This window comes from Marinobacterium zhoushanense, assembly GCF_014641945.1.
Lineage (GTDB): Bacteria > Pseudomonadota > Gammaproteobacteria > Pseudomonadales > Balneatricaceae > Marinobacterium_D > Marinobacterium_D zhoushanense.
The window spans coordinates 440920-458434 of record NZ_BMIJ01000002.1 but is presented as its reverse complement, the minus strand read 5'-3'; the positions used below and the strand labels follow the sequence as shown (position 1 = coordinate 458434).

Genomic DNA, 17515 nt, shown 5'->3' with positions numbered 1-17515 from the left:
ACACATAATAAGTGACCCGTCGGATGTTGCAGTGCAACACCTCAAGTACTGTATTGACAGGGGCACAACCGGGAAACGGATGCTCTGGCCACAAGCCGGAGTAGAGCTCGTTCTTCCATGCAAACAAATAAGACGGCTACAGGAATCGGAGAAAGCACAGTGCTAGACGAGATGATTGACGATATCGATCCAATCGAAACCCGTGAATGGATGGAAGCGCTCGAATCAGTCGCCAAAAACGACGGTAACGAGCGTGCGCGCTACCTGCTTACCAAGCTTGGCACCAAAGCCACCGAAATCGGCGTCGGTGGTGCTGCCACTCTGAACACACCCTATGTGAACACCATTGCCCCTCGCGAAGAGGTGCGCATGCCGGGTGATCTGTTCATGGAGCGTCGTATCCGCTCATTCATCCGCTGGAACGCGATGGCGATGGTTATGCGCGCCAACGACAACGACGAGGGTCTGGGTGGTCACATCTCCAGCTTCTCCTCATCGGCGACGCTATACGACATCGGTTTCAACTACTTTTTCCACGGCCCGGAAGGCGACCGCGAGTCGGATATGGTGTTCTTCCAGGGGCATATTTCACCGGGTATCTACGCCCGCGCCTATCTTGAAGGGCGTCTGACCGAAGAGCAGCTGGATAATTTCCGTCGCGAAGTGGACGGTAATGGTCTCTCCTCCTACCCCCACCCCTGGCTGATGCCGGACTTCTGGCAGTTCCCGACCGTTTCCATGGGGCTGGGCCCGATCCAGGCGATCTACCAGGCTCACGTGATGCGTTATCTGTCTGCACGTGATCTGGTCAAACGTGGCGAACGCAAGGTATGGGCGTTCCTCGGCGATGGCGAGTGTGATGAGCCGGAAACCCTGGGTGCGATCTCCCTGGCCGGCCGTGAGCAACTCGAAAACCTGGTCTTCGTGATCAACTGTAACCTGCAGCGTCTGGACGGTCCGGTTCGCGGTAACGGCAAGATCGTGCAGGAGCTGGAAGGGATCTTCCGCGGCGCCGGCTGGAACGTGATCAAGTGTCTGTGGGGCCGTCACTGGGATCCGCTGTTCGAGAAGGACACCAAGGGGCTGCTGGTCAAGCGCATGAACGAAGTGTGCGACGGCGAACTGCAGAACTACAAGGCCAACGGCGGCGCTTACACCCGTGAGCACTTCTTCGGCAAGTATCCGGAACTGGCCGAGATGGTCAAGGATATGTCCGATGACGAGATCATGAACCTGAACCGTGGTGGCCACGACCCGTACAAGGTGTATGCGGCCTACCATCAGGCGATGAATAACAAGGGCCAGCCGACCGTCATTCTGGCGCAGACCGTAAAAGGTTACGGTACCGGTCAGTCCGGCCAGGCCAAGAACGACACCCACTCGCTGAAGAAGGTGGCGATGGACGACCTGAAGTCGTTCCGCGACCGCTTCAACATCCCGCTGACCGATGAGCAGCTGAAGGACGTTCCCTACTACCGTCCGGCTCCGGATTCCCCGGAGATGAAGTACATGCTCGAGCGTCGACAGAAGCTCGGTGGTTTTTACCCGGCACGCCGCGTGGAGTTCGAGAAGCTGGAAACACCGGATCTGGAAGCTTTCTCCGGTCAGCTGAAATCCTCCGGTGAGCGTACGCTGTCGACGCAGATGGCGTTGAACCGCGTGCTCAGCGCACTGGTGAAAGACAAGAACATGGGCGACCGTGTCGTGCCGATTGTGCCGGATGAAGCGCGCACCTTCGGTATGGAGGGTATGTTCCGTCAGCTCGGTATCTACTCATCCGCCGGCCAGCGCTACGTTCCGCATGACTCCGACCAGATCATGTTCTACAAAGAGTCGAAGACTGGTCAGATCCTGGAAGAGGGGATCAACGAGGCGGGCGCCATGTCGGCCTGGTTGGCCTGTGCCACCTCCTACGCCAACAACAACTGCACCATGGTGCCGTTCTACATCTTCTACTCCATGTTCGGCTTCCAGCGCGTCATGGACCTGTGCTGGGCTGCCGGCGATATGCAGGCGCGTGGCTTCCTGATCGGCGCGACCTCAGGTCGTACCACGTTGAACGGCGAAGGTCTGCAGCACCAGGATGGTCACAGCCACCTGATGGCGCAGATGATCCCGAACTGCGTCAGCTACGACCCGACCTACGGCTACGAAGTGGCGGTGATCGTGCAGGACGGCCTGAAGCGGATGTACAAGGATCAGGAGAACAAGTTCTACTACATCACCTCGCTGAACGAGAACTACCAGCATCCGGAGATGCCGCAGGGTGCCGAAGAGGGCATCGTCAAGGGCATGTACCTGCTGGAAGAGGGCGGCAAAGCCGATCTCAAGGTTCAGCTGTTCGGGTGTGGTTCTATCCTGCGCGAAGTACGCGAAGCGGCCACGCTGCTGCGTGACGAGTTCGGTGTCGAGGCGGATGTCTGGAGCACCACGTCGATCAACGAGCTTCGCCGCGATGCCCAGGAGGTGTACCGCTGGAACATGCTGCACCCGGAAGATCAGCCGCGCGAGTCCTATCTCGAGCAGGCGCTGAAGGGGCATGAGGGTCCGGTCATCGCATCGACCGACTACATGCGTCTGTATGCCGATCAGCTGCGTGAGTACATCCCGCGCCGCTACAAGGTGCTGGGTACCGACGGTTTCGGCCGTTCCGATACCCGCACCAAACTGCGTGAGTTCTTTGAAGTTAACCGCTACTACGTCTGTATAGCGGCGCTGAAAGCGCTGCAGGAGGAGGGCAAGATCGAGCCTTCCGTCGTTGCCAAGGCGATGCAGAAGTTCAATCTTAACCCGGAAAAACCGGCCCCCTGGACCGTTTGATCCGGCACTGAACATCTGAAGGTTAGCGAGAGGACAGTATTGTGAGCATAACAACTATTACAGTACCGGATATCGGCGGTCATGAAGGCGTCGATATCATCGAGATCTGCGTCAAGGTTGGCGATACCGTGGCCGAGGGCGACAGCCTGATCACGCTGGAGACCGACAAGGCGTCGATGGATGTGCCGTCGACCGCTGCGGGCGTAGTGAAAAACATTCTGGTCAGCGAAGGCGGTACCTGCAGCGAAGGTGATGCCATTGTCGAACTGGAAGCGGCGGGTGCGGCAGAAGCTGCACCGGCCGCAGAGCCGGCTCCGGCTGAGGAAGCAGCGCCTGCACCGGCTGCGGCACCGGCGCCCGCCGCGGCGCCGGCAGCAAGCAGCATCGAGCAGGTACTGATCCCCGATCTGAGCGGTGCCAGCGATGTGGATGTCATCGAAGTGTTGGTCAAGGTGGGCGACACCATCGCCGAGGGCGACAGCCTGATCACGCTGGAGACCGACAAGGCGTCGATGGAAGTACCGGCACCCAAGGGCGGTGTCGTCAAGTCGTTGAAGATCAACGAGGGCGACAAGGTCAACGAAGGCGACCTGCTGCTCGAACTCGAAGTGTCTGGCGGTGCGGCTCCGGCGACTGCCGCAGCGGCACCGGCTGCTGAAGCACCTGCCCCGGCGGCGGCACCTGCCGCTCCGGCCGCATCTGGCGGTATCGAACAGGTGCTGATCCCCGATCTGAGCGGCGCGAGCGATGTCGACGTCATCGAAGTGTTGGTCAAGGATGGCGATACTATCGCCGAGGGCGACAGCCTGATCACACTGGAGACCGACAAGGCCTCGATGGAAGTACCGGCACCCAAGGGTGGCGTGGTCAAGTCGATGAAGATCAAAGAGGGTGACAAGGTCAACGAAGGTGACCTGCTGCTCGAACTTGAAGTGGCGGGCTCTGCACCTGCAGCTGCGGCTCCGTCAGCTGCGGCGCCTGCGCCTGCTGCGTCTGCTGCTCCTGCACCTGCCGCGCCCGCTGCGGCACCGGCGGCAGGTAAAGCGATCTCTGCCGGCGATCTCGCCGCGCTGGACAAGAAAAACCGCTCGGTTTACGCAGGTCCCGCCGTGCGTGCCCTGGCACGCGAGTTCGGCGTCGACCTGACCAAGGTCAGCGGCAGCGGCCGGAAAGGCCGTATCGTCAAGGAAGATGTACAGAACTACGTCAAGAGCGCGCTGAAACAACTGGAGCAGGGTGCACCGGCAGCAGCAGGCGTCAGCGGTGGTTCCGGCATCCCGCCGATTCCGGCGGTCGACTTCAGCAAGTTCGGCGAGATCGAGATGGTCAAGCTGAGCAAGATCGACAAGGTCACCCGCGACAACATGTCACGCTGCTGGCTGAACATTCCGCACGTGACCCAGTTCGACGAAGCGGATATCACCGAGCTGGAAGCGTTCCGCAAGGAGATGAAGGACGAAGCGGCCAAGTCCGGCGTCAAGCTGACTCCGCTGCCGTTCCTGATCAAGGCCGCCGCGATCGCGCTGAGCCGTCATCAGAAGTTCAATGCCTCCCTGCACGCCGATGGCGAGCATATTGTCTACAAGAAATATGTGAACATCGGTCTTGCCGTGGATACGCCGAACGGCCTGATGGTGCCGGTGATCAAGGATGCCGACAAGAAGAGCATCTACGAGCTGTCGAAGGAAGCGATCGAACTGGCCGGCAAGGCCAAGGATCGCAAGCTGAAGCCGAACGAGATGCAGGGTGCCTGCTTCACCATCTCCAGCCTCGGCGGTATCGGCGGCACCGGCTTTACGCCGATCGTCAACGCCCCGGAAGTGGCGATCCTCGGTGTGTCCAAAGCGGATATCAAGCCGCGCTGGAACGGCAAGGAGTTCGAACCGCGTCAGATGCTGCCGCTGTGCCTCTCCTATGACCACCGTGCGATCAACGGCGGTGATGCCGGTCGCTTCCTGACCGACCTCAACGGCCTGCTCAGCGATATCCGTCGTCTGGTGCTCTGATCAGGGGATCGACGGGTAAAAAGAAAGGCTCCTTCGGGAGCCTTTTTTAATGGCTGTCGGCTAACAGCAGGAGTGGAGAGTTGGGTTGATCCAGGCCTGTCCCTGGCCCCGGATCGGGTTAACGCTGGAAGGGGTAGATAGAGCCGAGGTTCAGGATCTGGGTCAGCTCGTCGAGGGCGAAACGGGATTCCATCAGCAGCTTGGGATCGGCCAGGTCACGCTCCTCCAGACGATCACGGTAGTGCTTGTTCACCCAGGCGGTCAGTTTGGCGTACAGCTCCTCGTTGATCAGCGTGTGCGGATTGACCGCGGCGCGCTCCTCGTCGTTCAGTACCACGCGCAGGCGCAGGCAAGCCGGACCGCCGCCATTGCTCATGCTCTGCTTAAGGTCGAAGATCTTCAGCTCGTCGATGCCGGTGCCGCTGGCGACCAGATCCTGCAGATAGTTCCATACCGCCGGTGTCTGCCGGCACTCCTCCGGGATCACCAGCATGGTGCGGCCATCGGGCAGCGACAATAGCTGGCTGTTGAACAGGTAGGAGCGCACCGCATCCTGTACCGAGACCTGGGCGGTCGGGACCTCGATGACGCGGAACTGGTCCTGCATGGCGCGGGTCAGCTGGCGTTTAACCTCCTCCTGATCGAGGAAGGCTTCCTGGTGGCAGAACAGCAGCTCCCGATTACCCACGGCGATGACGTCGTTATGGAACACACCCTGATCGATAACGTCCGGATTCTGCTGTGCGTAGACCACATCCCGGGCGCTCAGTTGGTGCTTGCGGGCGATCGCCTGGGAGGCCTCATAAGTGTGGCGGGCGGGAAACTTCTGCGGTGCTGGTTTGCTGCTGTCAAAGGCGTAGCGGCCGAAGACGAAAAACTCCACGCCGCGCTGGCCATACTCATGGCAGAAGCGGGTATGGTTGGCGGCGCCTTCGTCGCCGAAGTGCTCGACGCCGGGCAGCGCGCAGTGGTGGCGGAAGTGCCTTTCGTTGGGAAAGGTGGCACGCAGGATGCGGCCGGTGGTTTCATGCTCGATCGAGCGATGGAACTTGTTGGTCAGGTTGGCCGGGGTAAAATGCACGCGGCTGTCGAGGGTATCGGCGCTGGGCGATACCGTGGCGGCGTTGGCGGTCCACATGCTCGACGCGGAGCAGCAGGCAGAGAGTACGCGCGGGGCATACTGGGCGGCCTGGAACAGCACTGACGAGTCGGAGCCGGAGAAACCCAGCCGGCGCAGGGTCTGCACGTCGGGACGCTCCTGCGGCGCCAGTACGCCCTGGATAAGCCCTAAGTCGTGCAGCGCCTTCATCTTGGTCAGCCCCTGCAGTGCCGCCTGCTTCGGGTTGGACGGCTTGGCCTGGTTGCGGTCGGAGGCGATGTTGCCGAATGACAGACCGCTGTAGTTGTGGGTCGGGCCAACCAGACCGTCGAAATTTGCCTCAAATGCGTTCATCTCTGTTCTCTCCTGTTGCCGGGGCGTGCACAGGGCACGCCGGCCGGCCGTTATGCGGTGCTCATGCGTAGCGCGGTATTCAGAGCTCAAGTCCCGGCGACAGGGTTTCCGGCAGCTGGACCTGGTCCAGCTCCAGTCCGGCAACCGGGTAGGCGCAGTAGTCCGCGGCGTAGTAGGCGCTGGCGCGGTGGTTACCGCTGGCGCCGATGCCGCCGAACGGCGCAGCGCTGCTGGCTCCGGTGAGCTGCTTGTTCCAGTTGACGATGCCGGCGCGGATACGGCGCACGAAGCGTTCATACTGTTCCCGGCTGTCGCTGAGCAGGCCGGCGGAGAGGCCGAAACGGGTGTTGTTGGCCTGCGCGATCGCCTGATCGAAATCCCGGTAGCGGATCAGCTGCAGCAGCGGACCGAAGTACTCCTCGTCCGGCAGTTCGCTGATCGCGCTGACATCGATCAGACCCGGTGACAGCAGGGCGGTGCCGGGTTCGAGCTTGTTCAGCGGCACCAGTTCCTGGGCGCCGAGCGCCAACAGGTGATCGCGGGCGGCCAGTATGCGGTCTGCGGCGGTCTCGCTGACCAGACTACCCATGAACGGCTGCGGCTCGGCGTCGTAGCGACCGACGCGTATCTCCTTCACCGCGTTGACCAGCGCTGCGACGAAGCGGTCACCACTCTCGCCTGCGGGTACCAGCAGGCGGCGCGCACAGGTGCAGCGCTGACCGGCGCTGATATAGGCGGACTGGATGGTTTCGTGCACGGCAGCGCGGATGTCGCTGATCTCGCCGACAATTAGCGGGTTGTTGCCGCCCATCTCCAGCGCCAGAATCTTGCCGGGATGACCGCCGAACTGGCGGTGCAGCAGCTCGCCGGTTTGCGAACTGCCGGTGAAGAACAGGCCGTCGATGCCGGGGTGACCGGCAAGGGCGATTCCGGTCTCTTTCTCACCCTGCACCAGGTTCAGCACCCCCGCCGGAAGGCCGGCGGTTTCCCAGCAGCGCAGAGTCAGTTCCGCCACCATCGGGGTCAGCTCGCTGGGTTTGAATACCACGCAGTTACCCGCCAGCAGCGCCGGTACGATATGGCCATTGGGCAGATGGCCGGGGAAGTTGTAGGGGCCGAACACGGCGACGACACCGTGCGGCCGGTGGCGCAACACCGCGCGGGCGCCGGCGGCCTCACCTTCGCGGCTACCGGTGCGCTCCTGGTAGGCACGGATCGAGATCTCGATCTTGCCGATCATCGCCGCCACTTCGGTACGGCTCTCCCACAGCGGTTTGCCGGTTTCGCGGCCGATGGCGTCGGCCAGCAGCTCCTTGCGCGCCTGTAACAGCTCGGCGAAGCGGCGGCAGTAGGCGGCACGCTCATCGAAACTGAGGTCGGACCAGGCCTCGAAGGCACCACGTGCGGCACGCACCGCCAGCTCTACCTGAGCCGCGTCGGCACTGCCGGCTGACCAGATTGTTTCAGCGCTGCAGGGGCTGTGGGAGGTGATGGGCGCGCCGTTACCGGCTAGCCACTGGCCGTTGATAAACAGGGAATCGGTCATGGTTCAGGCTCTCCTCTCGGCAAACAGCGGAACGATACGGACGGTATCGCCACTGCGGATGTTCAGTGCGGCGGCGGTTTCGCTATTCAGGGTGGCGATGCTGTGGCGCAGCGTTACCGCTTTGCTGGTACAGCAGCGGAACCCGTCAAGCAGGGTGTTGCTGATCAGGAAAGGCTGCTCCTGATCGTCGACCTGGTCCTCGACCCGGGCTTTGAAATAGAGGCTGTCGCGGATAGCGCGTATATCCTGCACCGGCGCTTCCAGCATCGGACCGGCGTCGAAGATATCGACGTAGTTGTTGTAGCGCATCCCCTCGCTTTCGAGCAGGCGGCGCGCCGGTTTGGTCGCTTCCTGGGTCCGGCCGATCGCGTCCTGCGCCGACTGCGGCAGCAGGTTGGTGTAGATGGTGTGCTTGGGCATCAACTCGGCGATAAACACCTTGTTACGGGTGGAGAGCTGGTCGGCCTGGGTAAAATCGATAGAGAAGAACTGGCGTCCCAGTCCCTCCCAGAACGGCGACACGCCGTTGTCATCGGAGTAACCGCGCATTTCGGCGATCAGCGTGTCGCTGAACAGGTGTGGAAACTCGGCCATGAACAGGAAGCGGCATTTAGACAGCAGGTGGCCGTTCAGGCTGCGCCGGTACTCGGGGTCGAGGAACAGGGTGCAGAGTTCGCTGAAGCCGGTCTGGTCATTGCTGATGGTCAGGGTGTTGAGCTTGCGGTAGACGCCCAGTTCGCGGGATGCCTGCACCAGCGTACCGAGACGGTAGCTGTACCAGACATCTTTCATGCCCACGGCGCCGTGGATGGCACAGGTACCCACAACCTGACCGCTGGTGCTGTCCTCCATCACGAACAGGTAGTAGGCATCGCGGTTTTCCGGTGGATTGGAAAAGGCGCTGGTGCCCGCTTCAATCATGCTGCGGACATGGCTGTCATCGTCCTGCATGGAGGTGAAGCCGGGGCCGGTTTTGCGTGCCAGCTCCCGCAGCGCGGCCCAGTCATCCTGGTGCACCGGTCGAATAATCATCATCGTTTCAATACCTCTTATTGCGTCGGTGCTTCGCTACTGCAGCAGATCGTCGGCGGCCAGTGGCAGTACCCTGACCGGGTCGCCATCCTTGAGCTGCAGCAGCTCGGCTACCTCCGGCTTGATCTCGGGCTGTTCGGCATCGGCCTGTACGAGGAGGGCGCGGAACCCGGACAGGGCGTTGTTGCTCAGCAGCAACCACTGCTCGCTGTCGGTCGGCTGTGCGGATACTTTCAGGGTGCGGAGCTGGCTCTGCCAGACCGAACGGATGTCGTCGGTACGCGCCTCCAGCGTAGGCCCGGCATCGAAGATGTCGACATAGCCGCGAAATTCGAAGCCCTCATCTTCGAGCAGGTCCATCACCGGCTCGATATCGGGGCGCGGTTGGGCAATGGCGTTGCGTGCCGCTTCGCTCAATAACGGTACATAGACCGGGTAGTGCGGCATCAATTCGGCGATGAAGGTTTTGCGGTTGATGCCGGTCAGGTAGTCGGCCTGGGACATGTCCATGCCGAAGAAGTGGCGGCCGAGGCACTCCCAGAACGGCGACTTGCCCTCGGCATCGACCATGCCCTGCAGCTCGACCACGGTGCGGCGGGCAAAGCGTTTGGGGTATTCGGCAATGAACAGCATCCGTGCCCGTGACAGCAAGTGGGCGTTGGCCGGTGAGTCCGCCTCCGCTGACAGGTAACGGGTACAGAGCCGGCTGGTGCCGTTGTAGTCGTGGCACAGGTGCAGTGACGGGATGCGGTTGTGGATCTGCAGTTCGCGCGAGGCGTGCACCACCTCGTCGATGCGGTAGCTGTAGAAGGGTGAGTCGAGCCCGATGCTCGCCTCGATGCCGCTGATACCGAGTATGCGTCCGCTGTCGCTCTCCTCAAGTACGAAGTGGTAGGACTCATTGCCGGGCAGGCTGACCTTCTTTTCCAGCGATGCCTGCGTCTGGGCGATCAGTTGGCCCAGGTATTCGCGGTTGGCGGGCAGGGTGGTGGTGCTGCCGCGCGACTGAATCGCAAGCTGCTCCAGTGCCGGCAGGTCCGGAAAGTCGACGGGACGGATAATCAGCATTGGTGTGTTTTCCCTTCAGTAAGCAAGGACAGGTCCAGCTCGCCACAGGCTAGACGCATCAGAATCAGTGCACTCAGCTTGGCGCGTTCGGTCAGACTGCTGACCAGCATATACTCGTCAGCGCTGTGGATCTTGCCGCCCTGGACGCCCAGAGTATCGATATTCGGTACACCGGCAGCGGCCAGATTGTTGCCGTCACAGCAACCGCCAGTGGGTTTCCACTCCAGCGCCATGCCAAGCTGGGCACCACAGTCGCGGGCCAGTTCGAACAGTGCCTGGTTGGCCCTCGACAGCAGCTTGGGTCTGCGACCGAAACCACCATGCAAGGTCAGGTTGATCCCCTCGCGGGTGTTGATGGCGGTACACAGGCTGTTCAGCTTGGCCAGGCACCAGGTCTCATCTTCCGGCCGTTCGATGCGGATGTTGAAGCGTGCCATGGCGGTGTCAGGCACCACGTTGACGGCGCCGCCGCCGTGGATGAAGCCGGGATTGACGGTGACGCCGTCGCGCTGACCGTTGAGGTCATCCAGCGCCGCGATGAAGTCGCACAGTGCGCGCACCGCGTTGCGGCCCCGGTGGTGCTCGCGGCCGGCGTGGGCGGCGCGTCCCTTGACCACGACACTGAAGTTGCCGCTGCCCTTGCGGGCGCCGGCCAGGTTGCCGTCCGGCATGCAGGGCTCGTAGATCAGACCCAGGTGGCAGCGGTTGGCGGCATCGGCGATCAACGGCGCCGAGCCTGGCGAGCCGATCTCTTCGTCCGGGTTGAACAGGATCTCCCATCCGATCTTCTCGGCATAGGGGCTGCGCTCCAGCGCCTCCAGCGCCTTCAGCATCACCATCAGGCCGCCCTTGAGGTCGGCGACGCCGGGGCCGTTCAGGGTATTGTCATCGAGCCAGCGCACGGTTTGAAATTCGTGGTCAATGGGGAATACGGTATCCATGTGGCCGCACAGGAACAGCTGCAACGGCGCCTCAGGCCGTTTGCGGATGCGCAGGGCGTCACCCAGTGGGATATGACGGGTTTGCCCCTGCTCGTCGACCAGGGCAAAGGGTGCCACCGGCAGAACCTCGGCTTCGCCACCGAGGACTTCGGTGTAGCGTTGCAGCGCGGCACGTACCCGGTTGACGCCCTCGGCATTGAGGCTGCCGGAGTTGATCTCCGCCAGCTCCAGCGTGCGCGCCAGCATGACCTCGTGCTGGCTGTCCAGCCATTCGAGCCAGGGGGCGTAGCGGCGATCGGCAGTCATCGGGCACTCCTAGTTATTCCTGTTGTAGCGTTAATTATTGTTGAATGTGCGCCACACGGACAGGTCAGAACTGTCACTGAGGCGACCAGAAATTTATGTACAGGATGTACGCTACCCCGAGAGCGCAGGGATGCGCAGGCGCGGGGTATGCAGGATGTCCGGTACCAATACTTTTTCGGTATTGGACAGGGAGAGCCCGGCGCGAGATTGCAACTGGGCTTTGGGTTTAGTGCCTGGTGTAAAAGGAAAAAGGCGCCGTCGTCGCGGCGCCCCTGAGGGAGGGTCAGGTTCAGCCGGCCTGTTCCACTTCCAGTACGGTGGCGACTGCCTGCTCGAGCAGGTCCATGCCGACATGAATATCCTCGTCCGGGATGATCAGCGAGGGTGTCATGCGCAGCACGTTGGGGCCGGCGATCAGCATCATCAGGCCCAGCTCACGTGCGGCGGCGAGGAATTTCGCCGCCTGGCCCTGCCACGGCTCGCTCAGCTCGGCACCGATCAGCAGGCCGGCGCTGCGAACCTCATTGAAACAGTGGTAACGGGCATTGATCGCCTGCAGGCGGTCGACGAACAGCTGCTGCTTGCGCTTGACGCCGCTGAGTACCTCCGGTGTATCGACCACTTCCAGCACTGCCTTGGCGACTGCGCAGCCGAGCGGGTTGCCGCCGTAGGTGGTGCCGTGGGTACCGAAGGAGAAGCTGGCGGCGATCTCACTGCGGGTGAGCATGGCGCCGATTGGGAAGCCGCCACCGAGCGCCTTGGCACTGGTCAGGATATCCGGCGTGACGCCCAGCTCTTCGTAGGCGTACAGATTGCCAGTGCGGCCGACGCCGGTCTGTACCTCGTCGAACACCAGCAACGCCTGATGCTGATCGCATAGCTCGCGCACGGCGCGGGCGAAGTCAGGGTTGGCCGGGATGACGCCGCCCTCACCCTGGATCGGCTCCATCACCACGGCGCAGGTACGCTCGGAGATCGCGGCGCGCAGCGCCTCGATGTCGTTGTACGGTACATGGGTGATACCACCGGGCACCGGCTCGAATCCTTCACGGTACTTGGCCTGACCGCCCACCGATACGGTGAACAGGGTGCGACCGTGGAATGCCTGGTTGAAGGCGATGATCTCGTGCTTGTCCGGGCTAAAGTGGTCATGGGCGTACTTGCGCACCAGCTTGAACGCGGCCTCGTTGGCTTCGGCGCCGGAGTTGCAGAAGAACACGCGGTCGGCAAAGGTGCGCTCGGTCAGCATCTGCGCCAGCTGCAGCGCCGGCTCGTTGGTGAACACGTTACTCAGGTGCCACACCTTGTCGGCCTGCTCCTTCAATGCCTTGACCAACGCCGGGTGGTGGTGGCCGAGGACGTTGACCGCGATGCCGCCGGCAAAGTCGATATACTCACGTCCCTCCTGATCCCATAGACGGGAGCCCTCACCGCGTACCGGGATGATGCTGGGCGGATTGTAGTTAGGCACCATGACGTCGTCGAAGGTGGCACGGCTGACAGTGTGTTGAGTCATAGGGTATCTCCGTTATTAAAGCGGCTGCAGGCTGCCCAGTTTGCGCACGGCAACGGATAGCATGGCCAGATCGGGTGATTCGTTAACGCGGACCTCGCTGAGGATCTGCTCCAGGTTGTTCAGTTGTTGTGCTACCCCTTGCTGCCACTGGTCCAGCCGCTGCCCAGGCTCGGCGTCGGCTGCGGTTGTATCCAGTATCCAGTGGCACAGCTGCAGCTGGTAGTCGTCCACCTCACGGGCCAGCGCGGCGCGGGCCTTGCGCTGCCAGAGATCACGCTCGGGCAGGGCGGCGATGCGGTGGCGCAGGGCCTTTAGCTGCAGCCGTTGCTCCAGCGCGAAATGCAGCGCAGCGGTAACCGGGCTGCTCTCGCCACGATTGCGCGACAACCGCGCGACCGCCAGCAGCGGATACTGGTAGCCCAGGGTGGCCAGGCGGGCGGCGAGGGCTGCAGGTGTACCGGCAGCGGCCAGTCGGTCGCGCAGCAGCTGCTGCTGTTCCAGCTCCTCGGTGTCGAGTAGCTCCGGCAGATGCTCGATCAGTCGACTGATCTCGGTCGCAAACGCGTCCACCTGCTCCTGATCGCTCAGCTCATGACGCGGCTGACGCGCTAGCCAGAGCGCGGTGCGTTCCAGCAGATCCTGGATGGTGCTGAGCTGATCGCGGAACAGGTCGTCCGGAATCCTGTACTCGAGTGCCTCAAGCTGGGTCCACAGATTGTCGATATCGAAAATCCGATTGCTGGTTTCGAACGCGTGTACCGCATCGATGGCACGGCAGTTGGTCTCCGACTGCAGGTAGCTGACGAACGTCTCGCCCATGCGGTTGCACAGCCTGTTGGTCAGATGGGTGGCCAGCAGTTCGGCGCGCAGCGGGTGGTGCGCGAGCGCGTCAGTGTAGCGCTGGCGGATCGCTTCCGGGAAGTACTCTGGCAACTGTTTGGCCAGGCTTTCATCCTCGGCCAGCCCCTCCGCGATCAACCGGTCGCACAGCCATAGCTTGCTGTGGGCGAGCAACACCGCGATCTCAGGCCGGCTGAGCCCCTGGCCTTCGCGGGACAGCAGGTCGAGCGCGTCGTCACCGGGAAGTTGCTCCAGTTCACGGTTCAGCCGACCCTCTTTCTCCAGCAGCTGGATCAGGCGGCGGTGGTCGTTGATCCGACTTGGTGACTGGCGCTCGTCCAGGCTGAGGATCTGGCTCTGGCCGTAGTTGTGGCGCAGCACCAGCCGGGCGACATCGTCGGTCATGCTCTCGAGCAGGCTGTTGCGGGCGGCCTGATCGAGGCTGCCGTCGGCCAGTGGCTGGTTGAGCAGGATCTTCAGGTTGACCTCGTGGTCGGAGGAGTCGACGCCGCCGGAGTTGTCGATGGCATCGGTATTGATGCGACCGCCAGCACGGGCGTATTCGATGCGGGCGCGCTGGGTCAGACCCAGGTTGCCACCCTCGCCGATCAGTTTCACACGCAGTTCGCTGGCGTCGACACGCAGGGCGTCGTTGCTGCGATCGCCGACCTGGTCGTGAGTTTCGCCGCTGGCTTTGACGTAGGTGCCGATGCCGCCGTTCCAGAGCAGGTCCACCGGCGCCTGCAGGATGACTCTGATCAGCTCGTTCGGCGTAAAACGGGTCTGTTCGGTGCCGAGTGCAGCACGGGCTTCGGGGCTCAGTTCGATCCGCTTGGCGCTGCGCTTATACAGTCCGCCACCGTGCGAGATCAGGCTGAGATCATAGTCCTCCCAGCTGGAGCGGGGCAGGTCGAACAGGCGCTTGCGCTCCTGCCAGCTGCTGGCGGCGTCCGGGTTCGGGTCGATAAAGATGTGCTGGTGGTTGAACGCCGCGACCAGGCGGATATGCTTCGACAGCAGCATGCCGTTGCCGAATACGTCGCCGGCCATGTCGCCGATGCCGATGGCGGTGAAGTCCTGGTTCTGGCAGTCCACATTTTGTTCGCGGAACAGGCGCTTGACCGACTCCCAGGCGCCACGTGCAGTGATCCCCATCTTCTTGTGGTCGTAGCCGTTGCTGCCGCCGGAGGCGAAGGCATCGCCGAGCCAGAAACCGTATTCGCCGCTGATGCGGTTGGCGATGTCGGAGAAGGTGGCGGTACCCTTGTCGGCCGCGACCACCAGATAGGGATCGGGAGCGTCGTGGCGAACCACCAGGTCGGGTGTCACGATCTCGTCGCCGATTCGGTTGTCGGTGATATCGAGCAGGCCGCGGATGAAGGTTTCGTAGCAGTGGATCACCTCGTTCTGGATCGCCTGGCGATCGCCGCCCTCAGGCAGCTGTTTGGCGACAAACCCACCCTTGGCCCCAACCGGTACGATGACTGCGTTCTTGACCATCTGCGCCTTGACCAGCCCGAGTACCTCGGTGCGGAAATCTTCCCGTCGGTCGGACCAGCGCAGACCGCCGCGGGCCACGGGACCGGCGCGCAGGTGTACGCCCTCGACCCAGGGCGCGTAGACGAAAATTTCGAACGCCGGGCGCGGTTCCGGGGCGAAGCTCAAGGCGCGGGTGTTGAGTTTGAACGACAGGTAGCCCTTTTCACGGCCGTCGATACGCTGGTAGCAGTTGGTGCGCAGCATCGCCTGGATGACACTGAGGTAGTGACGCAGGATACGGTCCTCATCCAGGTTTTCCACCGCGTCCAATGCAATCAGCATGGCCTGGCTGAGCCGCTCTTCGCTGGCCTGGCGATCACCGTCGAAGTCGGGCGCAAAACGTATCGCGAACAGCTCGCACAGTTGGCGGGTCAGCTGCGGATTGCGTGACAGCGCTTGCTCGATGTAGTGCTGGCTGAAGGGGACGCCCAGCTGCTGGAGGTATTTGCTGACCGCGCGAAGCAGGGTGATATCGCGATAGCTGAGTCCGGCACGCAGCACCAGTTGGTGGAAACGATCATCCTCGAGTTCGCCGTTGTAGGTGCGGATAAAGCTCTGCTGGAACTGCTCGCGCACCGCCTGTGGCTCCAGGTCCAGCTGTGGATCACAGGCGAGCTGGAAGTCGATGATCCAGCCGGGCAGCTGCCCCTTCTCTGGGCTGAGCTGGTAGGGGGTTGCACTGAGTACGCTGACGCCGAGGTGTTCCAGGATCGGCAACACATCGGATAGGGTCATGTCGCCGCCACAGCCGAGTACCCTCAAGCTCAAGTGCCCGGCGGCCAGGGGGGCCAGGCGGGTGGTCAGGCTGTTGTCCACGCCCAGGCTCGCCAGTTGTGCCAGGTCCTCGACCGCAGTGGCCGGTGGCGTTGCATCGCGGTACGCCAGGGGCAGGCGCTGGGCGTAGCGGGCGAACAGCGCGTTGGCCTGAACCTCACTGAGCTGCTCCAGCAGTTGCTGGTGCAGGCGGTCGTGCCAGCTCTCGGCGGCATCGATGATCTGCTGCTGCAGCGCTTCACGGTTGTATTGGACCTGCAGCGCGTTGTGGCTATAGATGCAGAACTCGATCAGCGCCAACGGATCCTCGGTCAGGCGGACGCTGAATTCGGCGCTGTGGCCATTCAGTGCCTGCATCAGGATCTGCTCAGTCTTCTGGCGCAGTTGGGTGTGGTACTGGTCGCGCGGAATCAGCATCAGCGCCCGGATGTAGCGACCATGGGCGTCGGTGCGCAGGAACAGGCCCAGACTGCGGCGCTCGACACAATCGAGCATGCCGTAGATGATCTCCTTCAGTTCCTCGTAGCGAGTTTGCAGCATCTCGTCGCGTGGGTAGGTAAACAGCAGGTGGCGCAAGGCTTTGTAGGCGTGACTGTTGCTGGGCAGCTCGGAACTTTCCAGCAGGCGACGGATGTTGGTGCGGATCAACGGGATATGGGTCAGCGGGGCATCGTAGGCCTTGCTGGAATAGAGACCGAAGAAGCGCGATTCGCCGATCAGTCGTCCCTCGGTGTCTTTGTGCTTAACGCCGATATAGTCGAGGTAGCGGCCTTGCTGCACCGTGGAACGGGTGGTGGAGCGGGTCAGTACCAGCCGCTCCGGTGAGCGCAGCAGCGCGCTCTGTGTCGCATCGAGCTGGATCAGACGCTGGCTTTCGGTGATCGGGTCGCGGAAACAGCCCAGGCCGGAACCATCACGGTAGTGCAGTTGGAGATCGCCACGGCTGTCGGTGGCAATTTCGTAGTAGCGGTAGCCGATAAACAGGAAGTTGTCATCGGCCAGCCAGCGCAGGAAGGTCACGATTTCGGCATCGGCATCGCCGGCCTGTTCGCACTCGGTGGCGGCCTCCTCGAGACGCAGCATCATCGGTTTCCAGTCGCACACTGTGGCGTGCACATCGTTGAGCACGTGCAGCAGCGACTGCCTCAGTGTGTCCAGCGCCTCAGTATCCGGCTGCCGGTCGATCTCGAAACGTACCAGGGTTTCCCGGATTGTACCGGTCGTATCATCAGGGTAGAGATCGAGGAGGCGGCCCTCGGCATCGCGCCGCACATCCATCATCGGGTAGGCCTGGTGGTGTACTCGGATCCCCTGGCGGGCGAGTTCGGTCAGGCAACTGGCGACGATAAAGGGCTGATCGTCCATCACCAGCTCAATGACGCTGTGCTCGCACTGCCAGCCGTCGCTGCCGCGCTGCGGGTTATAGACGCGCAGTTCTATCTGCTCTGCGCGGTGCTGTTCAAACAGCTGCCAGGCCGAGCGCAGTGCGCCGTATTGATCTTCGGGGGGGAGTGGGCGTTGTACAAGCTGATGACGGTAGATCTCCTTGAACAAGCGATGCCATTGCCGCGCCTGTTCGGGGGCGTGCTGAGCATCGATCATCGCATCGATGCCCGGTGTCGAGCCCGTCGCTTTCGGTTTTTTCTGAGCTGTCGGTGAGGTAGTCATTGTTAT

The 17515-nt window shown here is 62.4% G+C and carries 9 protein-coding genes; 2 read left to right on the top strand and 7 right to left on the bottom strand.

Annotated features, from left to right (window positions below):
- Window positions 1-171 precede the first annotated feature (171 nt).
- Together aceE and aceF are read left to right on the top strand one after the other, a co-directional pair.
- Window positions 172-2820, top strand: coding sequence for a pyruvate dehydrogenase (acetyl-transferring), homodimeric type (aceE, locus tag IEX40_RS06305; protein WP_188746692.1), 2649 nt, complete (start codon window positions 172-174; stop codon window positions 2818-2820).
- Window positions 2821-2861: 41 nt separating this feature from the next.
- Window positions 2862-4826, top strand: coding sequence for a dihydrolipoyllysine-residue acetyltransferase (gene aceF / locus IEX40_RS06300; protein WP_188746373.1), 1965 nt, complete (start codon window positions 2862-2864; stop codon window positions 4824-4826).
- A gap of 118 nt (window positions 4827-4944) precedes the next feature.
- Here the strand turns inward: aceF and astB are convergent, their stop codons facing one another.
- The 7 genes from astB to IEX40_RS06265 form a co-directional block, all read right to left on the bottom strand.
- Window positions 4945-6279, bottom strand: coding sequence for an N-succinylarginine dihydrolase (gene astB, locus IEX40_RS06295; protein ID WP_188746371.1), 1335 nt, complete (start codon window positions 6277-6279; stop codon window positions 4945-4947).
- 79 nt (window positions 6280-6358) lie between these two features.
- Window positions 6359-7825: a succinylglutamate-semialdehyde dehydrogenase gene (gene astD / locus IEX40_RS06290; protein ID WP_188746369.1), complete on the bottom strand. Its 1467-nt coding sequence runs from the start codon at window positions 7823-7825 to the stop codon at window positions 6359-6361.
- 3 nt (window positions 7826-7828) lie between these two features.
- The gene (astA, locus tag IEX40_RS06285) at window positions 7829-8860 is read right to left on the bottom strand and encodes an arginine N-succinyltransferase (RefSeq protein WP_188746367.1); all 1032 of its coding nucleotides are present in this window, start codon (window positions 8858-8860) and stop codon (window positions 7829-7831) included.
- Window positions 8861-8893: 33 nt separating this feature from the next.
- The gene (gene astA, locus IEX40_RS06280; RefSeq protein WP_188746364.1) at window positions 8894-9925 is read right to left on the bottom strand and encodes an arginine N-succinyltransferase; all 1032 of its coding nucleotides are present in this window, start codon (window positions 9923-9925) and stop codon (window positions 8894-8896) included.
- A complete protein-coding gene (locus IEX40_RS06275) occupies window positions 9919-11172 on the bottom strand; it encodes a hydrolase (RefSeq protein WP_188746363.1) in 1254 nt (417 codons plus the stop codon). Before IEX40_RS06275 ends, astA (IEX40_RS06280) begins: the two co-directional genes overlap by 7 nt.
- A 289-nt stretch (window positions 11173-11461) precedes the next feature.
- Window positions 11462-12688 (bottom strand): aspartate aminotransferase family protein, encoded by a 1227-nt coding sequence (locus IEX40_RS06270; protein WP_188746361.1) that lies wholly within the window; start codon window positions 12686-12688, stop codon window positions 11462-11464.
- Window positions 12689-12703: 15 nt separating this feature from the next.
- Window positions 12704-17509: an NAD-glutamate dehydrogenase gene (locus tag IEX40_RS06265; protein ID WP_188746359.1), complete on the bottom strand. Its 4806-nt coding sequence runs from the start codon at window positions 17507-17509 to the stop codon at window positions 12704-12706.
- Window positions 17510-17515: the final 6 nt, after the last annotated feature.

Excerpts from the sequence above, each read along its gene's own strand:
- astB (WP_188746371.1), bottom strand. The coding sequence starts at position 6,279 with ATGAACGCATTTGAGGCAAATTTCGACGGTCTGGTTGGCCCGACCCAC.
- astA (WP_188746364.1), bottom strand. The coding sequence starts at position 9,925 with ATGCTGATTATCCGTCCCGTCGACTTTCCGGACCTGCCGGCACTGGAG.
- astD (WP_188746369.1), bottom strand. The coding sequence starts at position 7,825 with ATGACCGATTCCCTGTTTATCAACGGCCAGTGGCTAGCCGGTAACGGC.
- astA (WP_188746367.1), bottom strand. The coding sequence starts at position 8,860 with ATGATGATTATTCGACCGGTGCACCAGGATGACTGGGCCGCGCTGCGG.
- aceE (WP_188746692.1), top strand. The coding sequence starts at position 172 with ATGATTGACGATATCGATCCAATCGAAACCCGTGAATGGATGGAAGCG.
- IEX40_RS06265 (WP_188746359.1), bottom strand. The coding sequence starts at position 17,509 with ATGACTACCTCACCGACAGCTCAGAAAAAACCGAAAGCGACGGGCTCG.
- IEX40_RS06275 (WP_188746363.1), bottom strand. The coding sequence starts at position 11,172 with ATGACTGCCGATCGCCGCTACGCCCCCTGGCTCGAATGGCTGGACAGC.
- IEX40_RS06270 (WP_188746361.1), bottom strand. The coding sequence starts at position 12,688 with ATGACTCAACACACTGTCAGCCGTGCCACCTTCGACGACGTCATGGTG.